The 15969-nt window shown below is 62.7% G+C and carries 15 protein-coding genes, 4 tRNA genes and 1 pseudogene; 13 read left to right on the top strand and 7 right to left on the bottom strand.

From position 1 onward, the window contains the following. Positions 1-5: 5 nt before the first annotated feature. From AC56LW_RS15570 to cysS, 3 genes are all read right to left on the bottom strand, one after another. Positions 6-983: an acetyl-CoA carboxylase carboxyltransferase subunit alpha gene (locus AC56LW_RS15570; protein WP_482898391.1), complete on the bottom strand. Its 978-nt coding sequence runs from the start codon at positions 981-983 to the stop codon at positions 6-8. A 100-nt stretch (positions 984-1083) separates the two neighbouring features. Further along, positions 1084-1773 carry a DNA-3-methyladenine glycosylase family protein gene (locus AC56LW_RS15565; RefSeq protein ID WP_499635764.1) on the bottom strand — a complete coding sequence of 230 codons (690 nt, stop codon included), beginning with the start codon at positions 1771-1773 and terminating at the stop codon, positions 1084-1086. Continuing rightward, the gene (cysS, locus tag AC56LW_RS15560; protein WP_499635761.1) at positions 1773-3173 is read right to left on the bottom strand and encodes a cysteine--tRNA ligase; all 1401 of its coding nucleotides are present in this window, start codon (positions 3171-3173) and stop codon (positions 1773-1775) included. Before cysS ends, AC56LW_RS15565 begins: the two co-directional genes overlap by 1 nt. Before the next feature lie 286 nt (positions 3174-3459). On the opposite strand from cysS, the gene AC56LW_RS15555 reads away from it, so the two are divergent. The 7 genes from AC56LW_RS15555 (at position 3460) to AC56LW_RS15525 (ending at position 8599) form a co-directional block, all read left to right on the top strand. Beyond that, a complete protein-coding gene (locus AC56LW_RS15555; protein WP_499635759.1) occupies positions 3460-4077 on the top strand; it encodes a peptidylprolyl isomerase in 618 nt (205 codons plus the stop codon). 59 nt (positions 4078-4136) lie between these two features. Continuing rightward, entirely contained in the window at positions 4137-4628 is a 492-nt protein-coding gene (locus AC56LW_RS15550) for a peptidylprolyl isomerase (RefSeq protein ID WP_499635757.1), read from the top strand. A gap of 43 nt (positions 4629-4671) precedes the next feature. Beyond that, the gene (locus AC56LW_RS15545; protein ID WP_499635754.1) at positions 4672-5430 is read left to right on the top strand and encodes a UDP-2,3-diacylglucosamine diphosphatase; all 759 of its coding nucleotides are present in this window, start codon (positions 4672-4674) and stop codon (positions 5428-5430) included. A gap of 163 nt (positions 5431-5593) precedes the next feature. Then, the gene (locus AC56LW_RS15540) at positions 5594-5962 is read left to right on the top strand and encodes a GntR family transcriptional regulator (protein ID WP_332530081.1); all 369 of its coding nucleotides are present in this window, start codon (positions 5594-5596) and stop codon (positions 5960-5962) included. Further along, the gene (locus AC56LW_RS15535) at positions 5959-6831 is read left to right on the top strand and encodes an ABC transporter ATP-binding protein (protein WP_499635752.1); all 873 of its coding nucleotides are present in this window, start codon (positions 5959-5961) and stop codon (positions 6829-6831) included. Before AC56LW_RS15540 ends, AC56LW_RS15535 begins: the two co-directional genes overlap by 4 nt. Then, the gene (locus tag AC56LW_RS15530) at positions 6828-7811 is read left to right on the top strand and encodes a hypothetical protein (protein ID WP_499635749.1); all 984 of its coding nucleotides are present in this window, start codon (positions 6828-6830) and stop codon (positions 7809-7811) included. Before AC56LW_RS15535 ends, AC56LW_RS15530 begins: the two co-directional genes overlap by 4 nt. 5 nt (positions 7812-7816) lie before the next feature. Next, positions 7817-8599 (top strand): hypothetical protein, encoded by a 783-nt coding sequence (locus AC56LW_RS15525; protein WP_499635748.1) that lies wholly within the window; start codon positions 7817-7819, stop codon positions 8597-8599. Here the strand turns inward: AC56LW_RS15525 and AC56LW_RS15520 are convergent. The 3 genes and pseudogenes from AC56LW_RS15520 to rnr all read right to left on the bottom strand — a co-directional run. After that, entirely contained in the window at positions 8559-9224 is a 666-nt protein-coding gene (locus tag AC56LW_RS15520) for a YceH family protein (protein ID WP_258837690.1), read from the bottom strand. The two genes, AC56LW_RS15525 and AC56LW_RS15520, sit on opposite strands and share 41 nt — an antisense overlap. A 186-nt stretch (positions 9225-9410) precedes the next feature. Further along, the gene (gene rlmB, locus AC56LW_RS15515; protein ID WP_332530077.1) at positions 9411-10154 is read right to left on the bottom strand and encodes a 23S rRNA (guanosine(2251)-2'-O)-methyltransferase RlmB; all 744 of its coding nucleotides are present in this window, start codon (positions 10152-10154) and stop codon (positions 9411-9413) included. A gap of 1147 nt (positions 10155-11301) precedes the next feature. Then, a pseudogene (gene rnr / locus AC56LW_RS15510) lies at positions 11302-13602 on the bottom strand (ribonuclease R); the annotation flags it as partial. 397 nt (positions 13603-13999) lie between these two features. On the opposite strand from rnr, the gene AC56LW_RS15505 reads away from it, so the two are divergent. The 4 genes from AC56LW_RS15505 to AC56LW_RS15490 all read left to right on the top strand — a co-directional run bounded on the left by AC56LW_RS15505 (position 14000) and on the right by AC56LW_RS15490 (position 14484). Next, positions 14000-14084 (top strand) — tRNA-Leu (locus AC56LW_RS15505). A gap of 37 nt (positions 14085-14121) precedes the next feature. After that, positions 14122-14206, top strand: a tRNA-Leu gene (locus tag AC56LW_RS15500). A 56-nt stretch (positions 14207-14262) separates the two neighbouring features. Continuing rightward, positions 14263-14347: transfer RNA gene (locus AC56LW_RS15495), tRNA-Leu, on the top strand. A gap of 52 nt (positions 14348-14399) precedes the next feature. Further along, positions 14400-14484 (top strand) — tRNA-Leu (locus tag AC56LW_RS15490). A gap of 100 nt (positions 14485-14584) precedes the next feature. Here AC56LW_RS15490 and cueR read toward each other — a convergent pair. Beyond that, entirely contained in the window at positions 14585-14974 is a 390-nt protein-coding gene (gene cueR, locus AC56LW_RS15485; protein WP_499635891.1) for a Cu(I)-responsive transcriptional regulator, read from the bottom strand. Positions 14975-15089: 115 nt separating this feature from the next. Between cueR and AC56LW_RS15480 the strand changes: the two genes are divergently transcribed. Then, positions 15090-15305 (top strand): hypothetical protein, encoded by a 216-nt coding sequence (locus AC56LW_RS15480; RefSeq protein WP_499635746.1) that lies wholly within the window; start codon positions 15090-15092, stop codon positions 15303-15305. A gap of 73 nt (positions 15306-15378) precedes the next feature. After that, positions 15379-15942 carry a TIGR01841 family phasin gene (gene phaP, locus AC56LW_RS15475; RefSeq protein WP_258837687.1) on the top strand — a complete coding sequence of 188 codons (564 nt, stop codon included), beginning with the start codon at positions 15379-15381 and terminating at the stop codon, positions 15940-15942. The last annotated feature ends 27 nt before the right edge of the window (positions 15943-15969 follow it).

Genomic DNA, 15969 nt, shown 5'->3' with positions numbered 1-15969 from the left:
GTTGCTTACTCTTCGCGCGGCAGCGTTTCCTTGAACTTGCCATACGCCATCAACTTGGCGTGACGGGCTTCCAGCAGGTCCTTGGTCTTCATGCCCTGGAACTGGCGCAGCGTGTCGGCCAGTGCACGCTTGAGCAATTGCGCCATCTGCTTCGGGTCGCGGTGCGCGCCACCCAGCGGCTCGTTGACGATCTTGTCGACCAGGCCCATGGCCTTCAGGCGATGCGCAGTCAGGCCCAGTGCGTCGGCAGCGTCGGCCGCGCGTTCGGACGTCTTCCACAGGATCGATGCGCAGCCTTCCGGCGAAATCACCGAGTAGGTCGCGTATTGCAGGATCAGCACGGCGTCGCCAACGGCGATGGCCAGCGCGCCGCCCGAACCGCCTTCACCGATGATGGTGGCGATCAGCGGCACCTTCAGTTCGGCCATCACGTACAGGTTGTGACCGATGGCTTCGGACTGGCCGCGCTCTTCCGCTTCGATGCCGGGGAATGCGCCCGGGGTGTCGACAAAAGTAAAAATCGGCAGGCCGAATTTTTCAGCCAGCTTCATCAGGCGCATGGCCTTGCGGTAGCCTTCGGGCTTGGGCATGCCGAAGTTGCGCATCGCGCGCTCTTTGGTGTCGCGGCCCTTCTGGTGGCCGATGACCATGCAGGGCTGGCCATTGAAACGGGCCAGGCCGCCAATGATCGACTGGTCGTCGGCGAAGGTGCGGTCGCCGTGCAGTTCATGGAAATCGGTGAAGATCGAATTCACATAGTCCATTGTGTACGGACGCTGCGGGTGACGCGAAATCTTCGACACTTGCCACGGAGTCAGCTTGGCGTAGATGTCTTTGGTGAGCTGCTGGCTTTTCTTGTCCAGGCGATCGATCTCCTCGGAGATATCGACAGCGGAATCATCTTGTACGAACCGCAGCTCTTCAATCTTGGAATCGAGCTCGGCGATCGGCTGCTCGAAATCGAGGAAAGTTAATTTAGTCATTGTCACTCCGGGGTAATGTCTTGGCCGTGCTCTGAGGCTGCGCGGCGGATCAGGGCGCTATTCTACCGTAAGCCGGTGGCGTGTCGGGCGGATCGGGGGCTCAGGCCGCAGGGGCGACCGGGTCCAGGCTGCGCCACAAATACCAGGTCGCCACCGTGCGCCAGGGTTCCCAGTTGGCCGACACCTCGCGCGCATCGCTGCGCGAAACAGGTTCGCCCGAGAAATAATTTTGGCTGATGCCCTGGATCAGGCCGGGATCGTCCAGTGGCAGGACGTTCGGCCGCAGCAGATTAAATATCAAAAACATCTCGGCTGTCCAGCGGCTGATGCCGCGAATCCGGATCAGCTCGGCAATGACCGCTTCGTCATCCATTTCGGACCACAGGTCGGCGTGCACCCGCTTGGCCTTGAAATGGTCGGCCAGGTCGAGAATGTATTCGGTCTTGCGTTTGGACAGGCCGCAACCGGACAACTGGACCGCGCCCAGCTTGATGATCTGGCTCGGCGCCAGGGTCGGGCAGACGGCCAGCAGCTTGCCCCAGGCCAGATCGGCTGCCTTCGGCGTGACTTGCTGGCCGACGATCGAGCGCGCGAGCGTCGTGAACGGGTCGGGCTGGCCACGCAGGTGCAGGTCGCCGAACTGCGGGATCAGCTTGTTCATGATGCGGTCGCGCTGCATCAGCTCGCGCTTGGCTTCGGCCCAGTAGATCGGCACGGCGAGCGCATCGTGCGCCGGCGACGTGCCTGCCAATGCAGCCACGCTGCCCGACTTGTCCTTGTTCGCTGGCATTATGTGCGGCGCCAGGTCGTTCCGTCGGCCTTGTCTTCCAGGACGATGCCCGCCTCCGTCAACCCCTTGCGGATGGCGTCGGCGCCAGCGAAGTCGCGCGCGGCCTTGGCGGCTGCGCGGCGGGCGATCGCATCCTGGATCGCTGCTTCGTCGAGGCTACCCTCGCCCGCATCGGGGCTACCCGCCTGCAGGAACGCCTGCGGCGACCGTTCGAGCAGGCCGAGCACGGCGGCAAGCGCCTTGAGCTGGCGTGCCGCATCGGTCGACCGGGTGCGGTTGACGTCGCCGGCCAGATCGAACAGTGCTGCTACTGCCAGCGGCGTGTTGAAGTCGTCGTCCATCGCGTCGCGCACGCGTCGGGCGTGGGCTTCGTCCCAGTCGACGGCGACTGGCTGATTACCCAACTCGATGCCGTTCAGCGCCGTGTACAGGCGGGTCAGCGCTGCCTTCGCGTCGTCGATATGGACGTCGGAATAATTGAGCGGGCTGCGGTAATGGGCGCGCAGGATAAAGAAGCGCACGACTTCGGCGTCGTACTTCTTGAGCACGTCGCGGATCGTGAAGAAGTTGCCCAGCGACTTGGACATCTTTTCGTTATCGACGCGCACGAACCCGTTGTGGATCCAGTAGTTGACCATCGGCGCGCCGAACGCGCCTTCGGACTGGGCGATTTCGTTTTCGTGGTGCGGAAACTGCAGATCGGCGCCACCGCCATGGATGTCGAAGTGTTCGCCCAGCGTCGCGCACGACATGGCCGAGCATTCGATGTGCCAGCCCGGCCGGCCCTGGCCCCATTGCGAATCCCATTTGGCCTCGGCGGGCTCGGATTCTTTCGCGGCTTTCCACAGCACGAAATCGAGCGGATCGCGCTTGCCGGTGTTGACGTCGACGCGCTCGCCGGCGCGCAGGTCGTCGAGCGATTTGCCCGACAGCTTGCCGTAGCCGTCGAAGCCGCGCACGGCGTAATTGACGTCGCCGTCGGCCGTTTGATAGGCCAGGCCTTTTTGCTCGAGCTTGCCGATGATCGACAGCATTTGAGGGACGTACTCGGTGGCGCGTGGCACGACGGTCGGCGGCAGGATGCCCAGCGCGGTCGTGTCTTCATCCATGTACCCGACGAAGCGGCTCGTCAGTGCGCCGATTGTTTCGCCATTCTCGACGGCGCGCTTGATGATCTTGTCGTCGATATCGGTGATGTTGCGCACGTACTCGACCTCGTAGCCGGACGCCAGCAACCAGCGGTACACGACGTCGAACGCCATCATCATGCGTGCGTGGCCAACGTGGCAGTAATCGTAGACAGTCATGCCGCAGACATACATGCCGACCTTGCCGGCGACCTTCGGGACGAAAACCTGCTTGTCACGCGCCAGCGTGTTGTAAATCTTGAGTTGGCTCATTGAATTTTCGGTTCGCACGAGGATGGCAAACGCTCGCCGGCACCGCAACGACCATCCCGGCGCGGCATTGCATGCGCGCCAGCCGGACGGGTGCGGCGTGGGGTGCGCCTGGGGCCTCGGTGTTATTCTTATTTGATAGAATGGGACGTTGTTTGTAAGCGCTTCTCTTGTGCGCTTCAAGGAAAGTATAGCATTGATAAAAACCCGGCTGGCCCCATACGGACCAGCTTTATTTTTGGGACAACCCTTGACAGCGCCAAGTGCGCGGTCCATCAGAGGAAGCCAGATGTCATCGTCATTCAACCGCCGCTTCGCCCTCGTGCGCGTGGCCGGCGCCACCGCTGCCCTCGCCTGCGGCCTGCTGTTCTCTGGCAGCGCGCTGGCGGCCGACATGCCGCAGTATTCGATCAAGACCAGCATGGGCGAGATCGTCGTCGAACTCGATCAGGAGAAAGCCCCCAAGACGGTGGCCAACTTCGCGGCCTATGCCAAGTTGGGCGCCTATAACGGCACGATCTTCCATCGCGTGATCGAGGGCTTCATGATCCAGGGCGGCGGCATGAACGAAAAGTTCGAAGGCCGCAAGACGCTCAAACCGATCAAGAACGAATCGAACAATGGCCTGTCGAACCAGCCGTACACGATTTCGATGGCACGCGAAGACAATCCTGACAGCGCCACCTCGCAATGGTTCATCAACGTGGCCGACAATTCGGGCATCGATTTTCCGTTTGTCGGCGGCTCGGGTTATACCGTGTTCGGCAAGGTGGTCAAGGGCCAGGAGACGGTCGACAAGATCAAGGACGTCGTGGTCGACGACGTGCGCGGCATGCAGAACGTGCCGGTCGTGCCGATCAAGATTACGTCCGTGACGCAGCTCAAAGGCGACAAGCTAGTAAAATAACGGTTCCGCCGCGCCTGCATCCGGCGCGCATGCCCATCAACCAACAACAAGGACACCACATGACGACGATTCTCATCACCACCAACCAGGGCAACATCACCGCTGAACTGGACGCTGATAAAGCACCGAAGACCGTTGCCAACTTCATCGACTACGTCAACAAGGGCCACTTCAGCAACACGATCTTCCACCGCGTGATCAAGGACTTCATGATCCAGGGCGGCGGTTTCGAGCCAGGCATGAAGCAAAAGCCGACCCCGGCAACCGTCGAGAACGAAGCCAAGAACGGCCTGAAGAACGACAAGTACACGCTGGCCATGGCCCGTACCTCGGATCCGCATTCGGCATCGGCCCAGTTCTTCATCAACACCAAGAACAATGCTTTCCTCGACTACCCGGGCCAGGACGGCTGGGGTTACGCCGTGTTCGGTAAAGTCACCGAAGGCCAGGACATCGTCGACACGCTGAACAATGTCAAGACCAGCCGCGGCGGCATGCACTCCGACGTGCCGGTCGACCCAGTCATCATCGAGAAAATCGAAGTCCTGTAATGCGCGGCGCGCACCAGCATCAGTCGTCGTCTTGAGTACGCCAATGACGCTGCCTGCGCGCCCGTTCGCGCTGTTCATCTCCGACCTGCACCTGCAGGTCTCACACCCGCGCACGCTGGAAGCATTTTTGCGCTTCCTGGCCGAGCGCGCGGTGCATGCCGAGCAGTTGTTTCTGCTCGGCGATATCTTCGAATACTGGGCCGGCGACGATGACGTTGCCGATCCATTCCACCAGACCATCATCACGGCGATCCGCGCCGTCGCCGATGCCGGCGTGATGGTCTTCTGGATGGCGGGCAACCGCGACTTCCTGGTCGGCGCAGGCTTTGCGCACGCCGCCCATCTGACCCTGCTGCAAGAACCCCATGTCATCGAAGCCGGTACGCGCCGCATTGCGCTCGTGCATGGCGACGCGCAGTGCACGCTCGACACAAAGTACATGGCGTTCCGCGCGCAAGTGCGCGCCCCGGAATGGCAGGCACAATTCCTCGGCATGCCACTGGCGCAGCGCAAGGGCATCATCGCCGGACTGCGTGAAGGCTCGCGCGAAGCCCACACGGGCAAATCGTACGAGACGATGGACGTGACGCCCGAGGCTGTGGCCGATGTGTTTGCCTCGCTCGATGCCGACGTCATCATTCACGGGCACACGCACCGGCCCGCCGTGCACGCGCACGGCGACAAGCTGCGTTACGTGCTGCCGGACTGGGAACTCGACGAGGTACCCGCCCGCGGCGGCTGGATCGCGTTGTACCCGGATGGCAGCCTCGTGCGCCACGACATCGACGGCGCCATTCTCTAAGATCCTTCCACGCTCTACCCGCCGCGCATGATCTCGCGTCTGCATGTTGACCTTTGCGCGCCCACTGTTATACTCAACTACAACACCACTTCAACACACCACCATGAGGAGGCAGGCATGTGCATCACGATGACGCCGCACCGAACCACCACGGAGGCCCTAGATGACCGTCGGCTGGAACGATAAGACCCCGATCTACCGCCAGCTCAAGGAGCGCGTCGTCGGCATGATGCTCGACGGCGATCTCAAGGCTGGCGACGCCCTGCCCTCGGTACGCCAGATTGCGGCCGACTATCAACTCAACCCAATCACCGTATCGAAGGCCTATCAGGAACTGGTCGACGAGAACCTGGTGGAAAAACGAAGGGGAATTGGCATGTATGTCACCGAAGGCGCCAGCGAGAAACTGCTGGCAAGCGAGCGCGCACGTTTCATCAGTGAAGAGTGGCCGGCGATGCTCGAGCGCATCCGCCGCCTGGGGCTGGACGTCAAGGAGCTGCTGACCAACGCGGACCACGGAGGTGCCGCATGAGCGCCGTCATTTCCGCGCGGGGCTTGAGCAAGCACTACGGCAAGCGGATCGCCGTCGACAACATCGACATCGAGATCGCCGCCGGCCGCATCGTCGGCCTGATCGGCCCCAACGGCTCGGGCAAGACGACGACGCTCAAGGCGGCCCTTGGCCTGATCCAGTGCGAAGGCGAACTGTCGGTGCTTGGGCTCGATCCGCGCACCCAGCGCGACGAGCTGATGAAGGACGTCTGCTTCATCGCCGACGTCGCCATCCTGCCGCGCTGGCTGCGCGTGAAGGATGCGATCGATTTCGTGGCGGGCGTGCACCCGCGCTACGACCGCAGCAAGGCCGAGCGCTATATCGCCAACACCAAGCTGACGCCGACGATGAAGGTCAAGGAAATGTCCAAGGGCATGATCGTGCAACTGCACCTAGCGCTCGTGATGGCAATCGACGCCAAGCTGCTGGTGCTGGACGAGCCGACGCTCGGCCTGGACATCATCTACCGCAAGGCGTTTTACCAGAATCTGCTCGAAGACTATTTTGACGAGCACAAGACGATCGTCATCACGACGCACCAGGTCGAGGAAGTCGAGCACATCCTGACCGACCTGCTGTTCATCCGCGACGGCAAGATCGCGCTGGCCGCGTCGATGGAAGAGATCGGTGAACGCTACGTCGAAGTCATGGTGGGCAGCGACAAGGTGGCGGCGGCCAGAGCGCTGCAACCGATCGACGAACGCACGGTGTTCGGCAAATCCGTGATGCTGTTCGACGCACTGCGCGCCGGCGGCCTGTCCCGCACCCAGCTGGCCGCACTCGGCGAAGTCCGCAACCCGAGCGTGGCCGACCTGTTCGTCGCCACCATGAAAGGAACCTACGCATGACTACGCCAATGAGCACCATGAAATGGCTGATCCGGCGCGAACTGTGGGAACACAAGGGCGCCTTCTTCTGGGCGCCGCTGGCAGTGGCCGCCGTGATCGTGCTGCTGTTCGGTGGCGGCTTCCTGTACGCCATCATCGCCAACCCGTCGTTCCACATGCAGGTCAGCGGCGAACAAGTCATGACGGTCAACGGTTTGCCGCCGGCGGTGCTGGCCAAGCTGGCCACTGCTGCTGCGTCGAGCTACCTGGTGATCACGGCGCCGCTGTTCTTCGTGCTGCCGGTGGTCGTGTTCTTCTACTGCATGGCGGCGCTGTACGACGACCGGCGCGACCGCAGCATCCTGTTCTGGAAGTCGCTGCCGATGTCCGATGCCCAGACCGTGCTGTCCAAAGCGGTGACGGCGCTGCTGGTTGCGCCTCTGGCGACCATCGCGATCGGTATTGCAGCCTCGCTGATCCTGCTGGTGATCGGCCTGCTGGGCGGCGCCATCAAGGGCATCAACCTGATCGCGCCGGTGCTGGCCAATGTCGACTTCTACCTGGCGCCCGTATATCTGATCAGCTTCCTGCCGCTGTACATCCTGTGGGCGTTGCCGACGGTCGGCTGGCTCCTGCTGGTATCGAGCTGGGCAAAGTCGCGCGTGTTCCTGTGGGCTGTCGGCGCGCCACTGGTGGCGCTGGCAATCCTGGCCTGGTTCGATTTCCTGGCCGGGCGTTTTGCCGGGGTGTCGATGAACGTCAAGTGGTTCGGCGAAGAGATCGTGGCGCGGGTGCTACTGGGCGTGTTCCCCGGGATCTGGTTCGGCGAGGTCAATGGAGAGGCGCTGGCGCAGCAGCAACAGGCCGGGCTGGATGGGCCGCTGCTGCTGGGCACGTCGTATGCCACGCTGCTCACGCCGGGTGTCTGGATTGCGGCCGCCGCCGGCTGCGCCATGATCTACGGCGCGATTCGCCTGCGCCGCTGGCGTGACGAGGGTTGAACGTGATGCGGCTTCCTTCCATCCTGATGCTCGCGATGCTGGTCGGTGTCAACGTCAGCGCGGCCGATACGCGGCCGGACAGCCCGGAGTCCATCCACATCAACGCAATCCGCAAGCCGGAAGTGCGCAAGTACACGGCGATCGTCGCGGGCCTGGACGCCTTCGAGCGCCATCACCGCATGGCACCAAACGCCGAGGCCTTGCGCTTCCGGGTCGAGCGGCGCGCCTGGACCGACAAGACGCCCAAGCCGGGTGAGGCGCCAATGGCGCTGCGCCTGGAAGGGAGGGATGGCTTCTTGCTGCCAATGACCCTGAACGATGCGCTGGAGACAATCGTGCCGCGCAGCAGCGCCGCGCTGGCGGCGGACAGCGAACTGGTGCTCAATCGCAAGCGACGCATGTATCGTGTGACGCCGCTGGTGCGATCGCCTGGCCTGCCAGAGAACGTGCGGCGCCTTGGCGACCTGCGGCTTGAATGCCACGTGATGGTCGCGATCGGCAAGGAGGAGCTCGGCCTGATGCGCACGCTGTTCGTCAACAGCGTGCTGCTGACGCCCAACTGGTGCAACTTCTTCAATGCCGAGCGCGAGGGCTTTCAATTCGACACCCCAGCGACCCTTGCGCGTGCCACCTTGCGTGAAGGGGATCGCACGAAAGATCTGCCGGTCGAGGAGCGCAATTTCCGCGTCGCTCTGAATGACCCGGACTGGAGCGACGATGCGCTGATCGAACTGGCGTTCGAGCCGGTTACTGGAACTGCTGGCGAAACGCCTCGAACTGGCCCTTGAGGTCTTCCATCTCGCCGCGCAGCGCGGCGACTTCTTCTTCGAGCTGCGCGATGCGACCACCCTGGGTCAGGTTGCTCGCGCTGCTGGACGTCTGCTCGCTGCCGGCGACGATGGTGATCTCACCGCCCAGCAGCTGGCCATAACGCGATTCCTTGGTGCCCGGCGCGCGCTCGAGTTTCACGACCAGCGGCGGGTATTTGTCGATCAAAAATTGCAGCGCTGTTTCGACATCAGCGACCGTCTTGAATTCGTGCAGGCGCCCGCTGCGGGTGCGGATCTCGCCGGCGGTCTGCAGGCCACGCAGCATCAGGATCGTGAGCACGGCCAGCTTATCCTGCTCGAGTGTCCACTTGATGCGCATGCGGTGCTCGTACTTGACGACGCGCGCGCCGGCCTGCGAGATGGCGTTCACGAGCTTGCGCTCGGCCAGGCGCTGCAGCGTATCGAGCACGACCGCTTCGCTGATCTGCATGACCGGATCGCGGCTTGACAACTGGTTGCAGCCATTGACGATCGCGTTCAGCGACATCGGATAATTATCGGGCGTCAGGCCTTCTTTTTCGGCCAGTACAGCCAGCACGCGCAGCTCGACCGGATCGAGTACCGCCACCATTTCATTCGTCATGCGTTTCCTTGTTATGCCAAACGGTTCAGTTGTTCGAAGCGAGTTTACCACCGTCGTTGGCGCAGGATGGCCTGGCGTGTTTCGTCGCCGGTTCGGGAAGAGCGTTGCTGGGTGGGGATTTGGTGCTGCGGAGGGATGAAACTGCCCGGATTGCCGCGAGCGCAGCCATCCGGGCATGAAGAACAATCAGCTGTCGCGGCCAATACGCTGGCGGCGTGCTTCATACAGGCAGACGCCCGAGGCCACTGACACGTTCAGGCTTTCGACCGAACCGAACATCGGGATGCTGACCAGCACATCGCAGGTCTCGCGCGTCAGGCGGCGCATGCCCTCGCCTTCCGAACCCATGACCAGTGCGGCCGGGCCCGAGAAGTCGGCTTCGTACAGACCCTTGTCGGCGTCGTCCGTGGTGCCGATCAGGAGAATGTCGCGCTCCTTGAGCTCGCGCATCGTGCGCGCCAGGTTGGTCACCGTGATGTACGGGACCGTCTCGGCGGCGCCGCTGGCGACCTTGGCGGCGGTGGCGTTCAGGCCGACCGCACGATCCTTCGGCACGATGACCGCGTGCGCGCCGACACCGTCGGCCACGCGCAGGCAGGCGCCCAGGTTGTGCGGATCGGTGATGCCGTCCAGAATCAGCAGCAATGGCGGACCTTCGATGGCGTCCAGCAGCTCATCGAGATTGCGCGCCAGCGCGAGCTGGCTGGCAAACGCGATCACGCCCTGGTGACGGCGGGTGCCGGTGATCTTGTCAAGGCGCGCTGCCTCGACGGGCATCACGCGCACGCCGGCTGCCTTGGCGTGGGCGATCAGGTCCTTCATGCGGCCGTCGTTGCGCTCGGCATCGACGAAGATTTCTTCCACCGACTGGGCCTCGTGACGCAGTCGCGAAGTCACGGCGTGGAAGCCGAACATCATTTTATTTTTCATTTGCTACTTTTCGAATACTTTCAGGGACTTACTTCTTGCTGGTTTTGGCTGCGGTCTTTGCTGCGGTCTTCACTGCGGTCTTGGCCGGAGCCTTGACAGCCTTCGGCGCAGCCGCCTCAGCGACAGCCTTGGCTGCGGGCTTGCGTGGGGCAGCTGCCGCCTTCTTGGCCGGTGCTTTGGCTGCGACTGGTTCGGCCGGTGCCTTGCTTGCTGCTGCCTTGGCTGGCGCTTTGACTGCTGCGGCCTTGGCCGGAGCCTTGACTGCCGCTGCCTTGACCGGCGCCTTGACAGCAACGGTTTCGACCGGCGCCTTGACTGCGACTGACTTGGCTGGCGCCTTGACTGCTGCCTTTTTCGCTGGCGCCTTGACCGCTGCTGCTTTGGCCGGCACGTCGACTGCTGCTGCGGCGACTGGCGCTTTCACGGCAGCCGTCTTGGCAGCAGCTTTTTTGGCTGGCGCCTTGACCGCTGGCGCTGCCACGACTGGTGCAGCTACAGCTGGAGCCGCAACGGCTGGCGCTTTCGCGACCGCTTTCTTTGCTGCGGCTTTCACTGGCTTGGCATCGGCAACCGGTGCTGGCGCAGGGGCTGGTGCAGCCGCGACCACGTCGTTGACGACGGCCTTGGCTGCACGTGGCTTGCGCGCGGGCGCTGGGGCCGCGATTGCTTCGGCAGGCTTTGGCTTCGCGACCGGTGCTGGTGCTGGTGCAACCGGTGCTGGTGCTGGTGCTGCAACCGGTGCAGGCGCTGGTTTCTGCGCCTGCACTGGCGCTGGCTTAGGTGCCTGCACTGGTGCCTGCGGCGTCGCTGTCGTCATTGGCGCCGCTGCTGCTGCCGCAGCACGCTCGGCTGCCTTGGCCTTCTGACGGGCTTTGCGCGATTTCGGCTTGGCCTGTTGCGGCTCGATGCCATCCTGACCAAGCGGACGTGCAATCTCGAGTGGCGACTGCTGTGGACGACCTTGCTCGTTATTGCCGCCGTTGTTGCCTGGCTTCGGACCACGCGAACGACCACCGCGCGAACGCTTGCCGTTGCCACCGTTGCCGCCGTTGCTATTGCCGTTGCCGTTGTTGTTGTTGCCGTTACCACCGCCATTATTGTTGCCACCGCCATTGTTCTGACGGCCATCGTTCGTGCGTAACTCGTTGCTGCGCTGTTCCTTGTTGCGGCCGCCCTGATTGCGCTCGCGGCCGGCATCGTCACCCGACGACTCGGCGCCCGGCGCGGACGCCAGCGTCAGGTCGATCTTGCGCGATTCCAGATCGACGCGTGCGACCTTGACGGTCACCTTGTCGGTCAGGCCATAGCTCTGGCCCGTACGCTCGCCGCGCAGCACATGGCGCGCTTCGTCGTACTGGAAGTAATCGGCGCCCAGTTCGGTAACGTGCACAAGGCCTTCGACGAACAGCTCATCGAGCTGCACGAAGATGCCGAAGGTGGTTACGCCAGCGATGGTGCCGGTGTACTCTTCGCCGATCTTGTCCTGCATGAAGAAGCACTTGAGCCAGTTTTCGACGTCGCGCGACGCTTCGTCGGCGCGGCGTTCATTGGCCGAGCAGTGCACGCCCAGGGCGTCCCAGATGGTCAGGTCTTTTTCATTCTTCGGCGCCTTGCCGTCCGCCTTGTCTTTCGCGGCCTGCTTGCGGGCCGAGTTCGACTGCGTCGTGTTCAGCTTGGCCAGGTCGATGCCTTTCGGCTCGTACTTCTTGCCGAGCAGGATCGCCTTGATCGCGCGGTGCGTCAGCAGATCGGGATAGCGGCGAATCGGGCTGGTGAAGTGCGCGTACGCCTCGAACGCCAGGCCGAAGTGGCCGACGTTGTCCGGGCTGTAGACGGCCTGCTGCATCGAGCGCAGCATCATCGTCTGCAGCAGTTGCGCATCCGGCCGCTCCTTGATCTGCTGCATCACGGCAGCGTAGTCGCGCGCGCTCGGCTTGTTGCCGCCGGCCAGGTTCAGGCCGACCTGCTTGAGGAAGGTGCGAAGCTGGTTCAGCTTTTCTTCGGTCGGCGTCGCGTGAATGCGGAACGTGCCCGGGTGCTTGTGGCGCAGCAGGAAATCTGCGGCGCACACGTTGGCCGACAGCATGCACTCTTCGATCAGGCGGTGCGCATCGTTGCGGGTGCGCGGGATGATCTTTTCGATCTTGCCCAGCGCATTGCAGACGATATAGGTTTCGGTGGTTTCGAAGTCGATCGCACCGCGCTCCTGGCGTGCCTTGAGCAGCGCGCGGAACACCTGGTTCAGGTGCTGCAGGTGCGGCACGATGCCCGGACGCTTCTTGGCTTGCTCGCCATTGGCGTCAGCCAGGATGTCGGCCACTTCGTTATAGGTCATGCGCGCAGCCGAGTGCATGACGGCCGGGTAGAACTGGTACGCAGTAACTTCGCCATCCTGCGACACCACCATGTCGCACACCAGCGTGCAACGGTCGACCGCCGGATTCAGCGAGCACAGGCCGTTCGACAGTTTCTCGGGCAGCATTGGAATCACGCGGCGCGGGAAATAGACGGACGTCGAGCGTTCGATCGCGTCAGCGTCGAGCGCTTCGTTCGGCTTGACGTAATGGCTGACGTCGGCAATCGCGACCAGCAGGCGGAAACTGTTCACGCCCTTGATCGCCACCGGTTCGCAGTAGACGGCATCGTCGAAGTCGCGTGCGTCTTCGCCGTCGATCGTCACCAGTGGCACGTCGCGCAGATCCACGCGGTTGGCCAGGTCGGCATCGATGACTTCGTTCGGCAGGCGCCCTGCCTGCTTGAGCGCGGCCGGCGAGAAGATGTGCGGGACACCGAACTTGCGCACGGCGATTTCGATTTCCATGCCCGGGTCATCGAGCTCACCGAGCACTTCGACGATGCGGCCGGTCGGCTTCTGGAAGCGGCCTGGCTGCTCCAGCAGTTCGACACTGACGATCTGCCCTGCACGGGCATTGCCGGTCGGGCCGGTGACGATCACGTCCTGGGCGATGCGCTGGTCTTCGGGCGAGACGATCCATGCGCCCTCTTCATTGAGCAGGCGCCCGATGATGTGCGTGTTCGCGCGCTGGACGACTTCGACGATCGAGCCTTCCGGACGGCCGCGGCGATCCATGCCCGTCACGCGCGCCATGACGCGGTCGCCGTGCAGCACTTTCTGCATTTCGCGGTCGGACAGGAACAGGTCGGGACCCGGTTCATCGGGAATCACGAAGCCAAAACCGTCGCGATGCGCGCTGACCTTGCCGGCCACGAAGGCGGAATGATCAGCCAGCATATAGGTACCGCTGCGGTCGGAACGGATCTGGCCGTCACGCTCCATCGCGTTCAGGCGGCGGCCGAGAACTTCCTGCGCTGCGGGCTGAACATCAAGGGCATGTGCCAGGGCGGCTGCATCGAGCGATTCAGCGGCGTCGCGGAAGACAGCGAGGATTTCCTCGCGGCTTGGAATGGTATGAGTAGGTTGCTTCAAATCGATTCTTTTTTCTTTGGCCAGTAGAGCGCCGCACATCACATAAGGGCGGCAGCGTGGTTAATTGACACCATGACAGGCGTAGTGTAACGGAGGTCTATCCGATTCGCCTAACATGATGTGCGCCAACGACCTGCGCCCGTCACGGGATGCATGCGCGGAAAGCCTGCGCGGGGTACTTGCACGTGAGTCCTTGTCGAGAACTTCACCTTGGGTCTTTGACTATTGAAAATGATCCGCTATAATCTCGCTCTCTTCAGCAACGGCGACAACGCCGGGGCGATGAAAAGCAGTGGTAGCAGAGGATGTTTGATGCGCCGGTCAGCGATGTTTCACGAATAGTTGATCTGGCGGAAAATGACAAACCCTGCTATTGTAGCAGAGATGTTCTTGCAGTGCCCACGTGGCGGAATTGGTAGACGCGCATGGTTCAGGTCCATGTGCCGCGAGGTGTGGGGGTTCGAGTCCCTCCGTGGGCACCAAAAAGTTCATCGGTTGTAAAGTTCGTGTAGTTGCAGTGCCCACGTGGCGGAATTGGTAGACGCGCATGGTTCAGGTCCATGTGCCGCAAGGTGTGGGGGTTCGAGTCCCTCCGTGGGCACCAAAGGTTTCAAGTAGTATGCAAGGTAGCAAGCAGTATCGTTGTTGAGTAGTCCCAGTGCCCACGTGGCGGAATTGGTAGACGCGCATGGTTCAGGTCCATGTGCCGCAAGGTGTGGGGGTTCGAGTCCCTCCGTGGGCACCAAAAGTCTATCTCGTAGTAAGCAGTCTGTAATATCGTTGTCAGCAGTTGCAGTGCCCACGTGGCGGAATTGGTAGACGCGCATGGTTCAGGTCCATGTGCCGCAAGGTGTGGGGGTTCGAGTCCCTCCGTGGGCACCAAAAAATGTAGTGAGTTTGTGGACCCCGTGTCCCGCAAAACGCCGTAGCCTTTGAAACAGGGTTACGGCGTTTTGCGTTAACCCTTCCATTTGGCGCAGCGTCAGTGCGTCGCCAGATCATCGAGGATCGGGCAGGCCGAGCGCGCATCGCCATGGCACGATGCTGCCAGGCTCACAAGCGTGCGGCGCATTGCCGCCATCTCCGCGATCTTGCGGTCCAGTTCCCCGATATGCGTCTGCGCCAGCGCGCGCACGTCGGCACTGGCCCGGCCCTTGTCTTCCCACAGCGCCAGCAGGTTCCTGATCTGGTCCAGCGAAAAGCCCAGCGCCCGCCCACGATGGATGAATTGCAGCACGCGCACCTCGCGCTCGCTGTAGAGGCGATAGCCGGCGCCGGTGCGGCGTGGCGCCGGCACCAGGCCGATCGATTCGTAATGGCGGATCATCTTGGCCGTGACGCCCGATGCGCGGGCGGCGTCGCCGATAATCATGCTCGATGGGGTAGCTTGCACGGTGCACTCCGGTTGTCGTTCACGCACCAGCTTACGCCTTCCCACGGTGGGAAGGACAAGTGCAGGCTTGACTTGCGCGCCGGAACGGCCGAGCATGGGCGGCATGCAGATTCTTCGCTCTGCCGTCCTCGGGACGGCGCTCCTTGTCGTTATCTCTTCCAGCCTGGCTGCGCCGGCGCCGTATTACCAATGGCGCAGCAAGCTCACGGGCGCGCTGGCCTGTTCGCCGACGCCGCTGGGTGAAGGCTGGGTCAAGGCGACCGGCCCCTATCGTGACGCGCGTTGCGAAAAACCCATCGTTGTTAAATAATGAATCCGGCAGACGTCGTTTGTCTGTCATTGTTCAGCTTTCAAAAACAGCTTACCCACTGAGGAGACACCTTATGTTTACCAGCCCGGAACAGTTTGCCAACGCCACGAAAACCCTGTTCGACCTGCAGATGCAGACCTTCAATGCGCTGGCCGGCAAGACCGTCAAGGGCGTCGAGCAGGTCGTCGCCCTGAACATGAACGCCATCAAGAGCACGATGGACAGCACGATGCAGGCGAGCCGTGACGTCGCCCAGGCCGGCAATCCGAAGGCCGCGTACGAGTCGCTCGCGGCGCGCATGCAGCCAGCCGCCGGCGTCACCAACGCGGCCGAGTACACGACGCAGTTGAAAGCCATCATCGACGACATGCATAACGAGTTCCGCGGCGCGGCCGATGCGCACGCCGTCGAAGCGAAGAACACGCTGTCGGCGCTGATCTATGACGTCACGCAGAACGTCAAGCCGGGGTCCGAGAACGCGGTCCAGATCATGAAGGCGGCGATCGACAATGCTTTCAAAGGGTATGAACAGGTGACGGCCGCCACGCGCCAGGCGGTGCAGACAGTCGAAGCGCAGTTCGAACGCGCCAGCACCATCGTCACACCGGGCGGCGGCAAGCAGGACAAACCCGAGTAAGCGCAGGTAAGTCCCCCCGCCAACAAC

This window comes from Telluria sp. LT2P80 (assembly GCF_059685955.1).
The sequence above is the reverse complement of the archived record's forward strand: the minus strand, read 5'-3'. Positions and strand labels throughout refer to the sequence as shown.

What these genes read in the sequence shown, in the direction of transcription:
- AC56LW_RS15570 (WP_482898391.1), bottom strand. Translation starts at nt 983, where the DNA reads ATGACTAAATTAACTTTCCTCGATTTCGAGCAGCCGATCGCCGAGCTC.
- AC56LW_RS15565 (WP_499635764.1), bottom strand. Translation starts at nt 1,773, where the DNA reads ATGCCAGCGAACAAGGACAAGTCGGGCAGCGTGGCTGCATTGGCAGGC.
- cysS (WP_499635761.1), bottom strand. Translation starts at nt 3,173, where the DNA reads ATGAGCCAACTCAAGATTTACAACACGCTGGCGCGTGACAAGCAGGTT.
- AC56LW_RS15555 (WP_499635759.1), top strand. Translation starts at nt 3,460, where the DNA reads ATGTCATCGTCATTCAACCGCCGCTTCGCCCTCGTGCGCGTGGCCGGC.
- AC56LW_RS15550 (WP_499635757.1), top strand. Translation starts at nt 4,137, where the DNA reads ATGACGACGATTCTCATCACCACCAACCAGGGCAACATCACCGCTGAA.
- AC56LW_RS15545 (WP_499635754.1), top strand. Translation starts at nt 4,672, where the DNA reads ATGACGCTGCCTGCGCGCCCGTTCGCGCTGTTCATCTCCGACCTGCAC.
- AC56LW_RS15540 (WP_332530081.1), top strand. Translation starts at nt 5,594, where the DNA reads ATGACCGTCGGCTGGAACGATAAGACCCCGATCTACCGCCAGCTCAAG.
- AC56LW_RS15535 (WP_499635752.1), top strand. Translation starts at nt 5,959, where the DNA reads ATGAGCGCCGTCATTTCCGCGCGGGGCTTGAGCAAGCACTACGGCAAG.
- AC56LW_RS15530 (WP_499635749.1), top strand. Translation starts at nt 6,828, where the DNA reads ATGACTACGCCAATGAGCACCATGAAATGGCTGATCCGGCGCGAACTG.
- AC56LW_RS15525 (WP_499635748.1), top strand. Translation starts at nt 7,817, where the DNA reads ATGCGGCTTCCTTCCATCCTGATGCTCGCGATGCTGGTCGGTGTCAAC.
- AC56LW_RS15520 (WP_258837690.1), bottom strand. Translation starts at nt 9,224, where the DNA reads ATGACGAATGAAATGGTGGCGGTACTCGATCCGGTCGAGCTGCGCGTG.
- rlmB (WP_332530077.1), bottom strand. Translation starts at nt 10,154, where the DNA reads ATGAAAAATAAAATGATGTTCGGCTTCCACGCCGTGACTTCGCGACTG.
- cueR (WP_499635891.1), bottom strand. Translation starts at nt 14,974, where the DNA reads ATGATTATCGGCGACGCCGCCCGCGCATCGGGCGTCACGGCCAAGATG.
- AC56LW_RS15480 (WP_499635746.1), top strand. Translation starts at nt 15,090, where the DNA reads ATGGGCGGCATGCAGATTCTTCGCTCTGCCGTCCTCGGGACGGCGCTC.
- phaP (WP_258837687.1), top strand. Translation starts at nt 15,379, where the DNA reads ATGTTTACCAGCCCGGAACAGTTTGCCAACGCCACGAAAACCCTGTTC.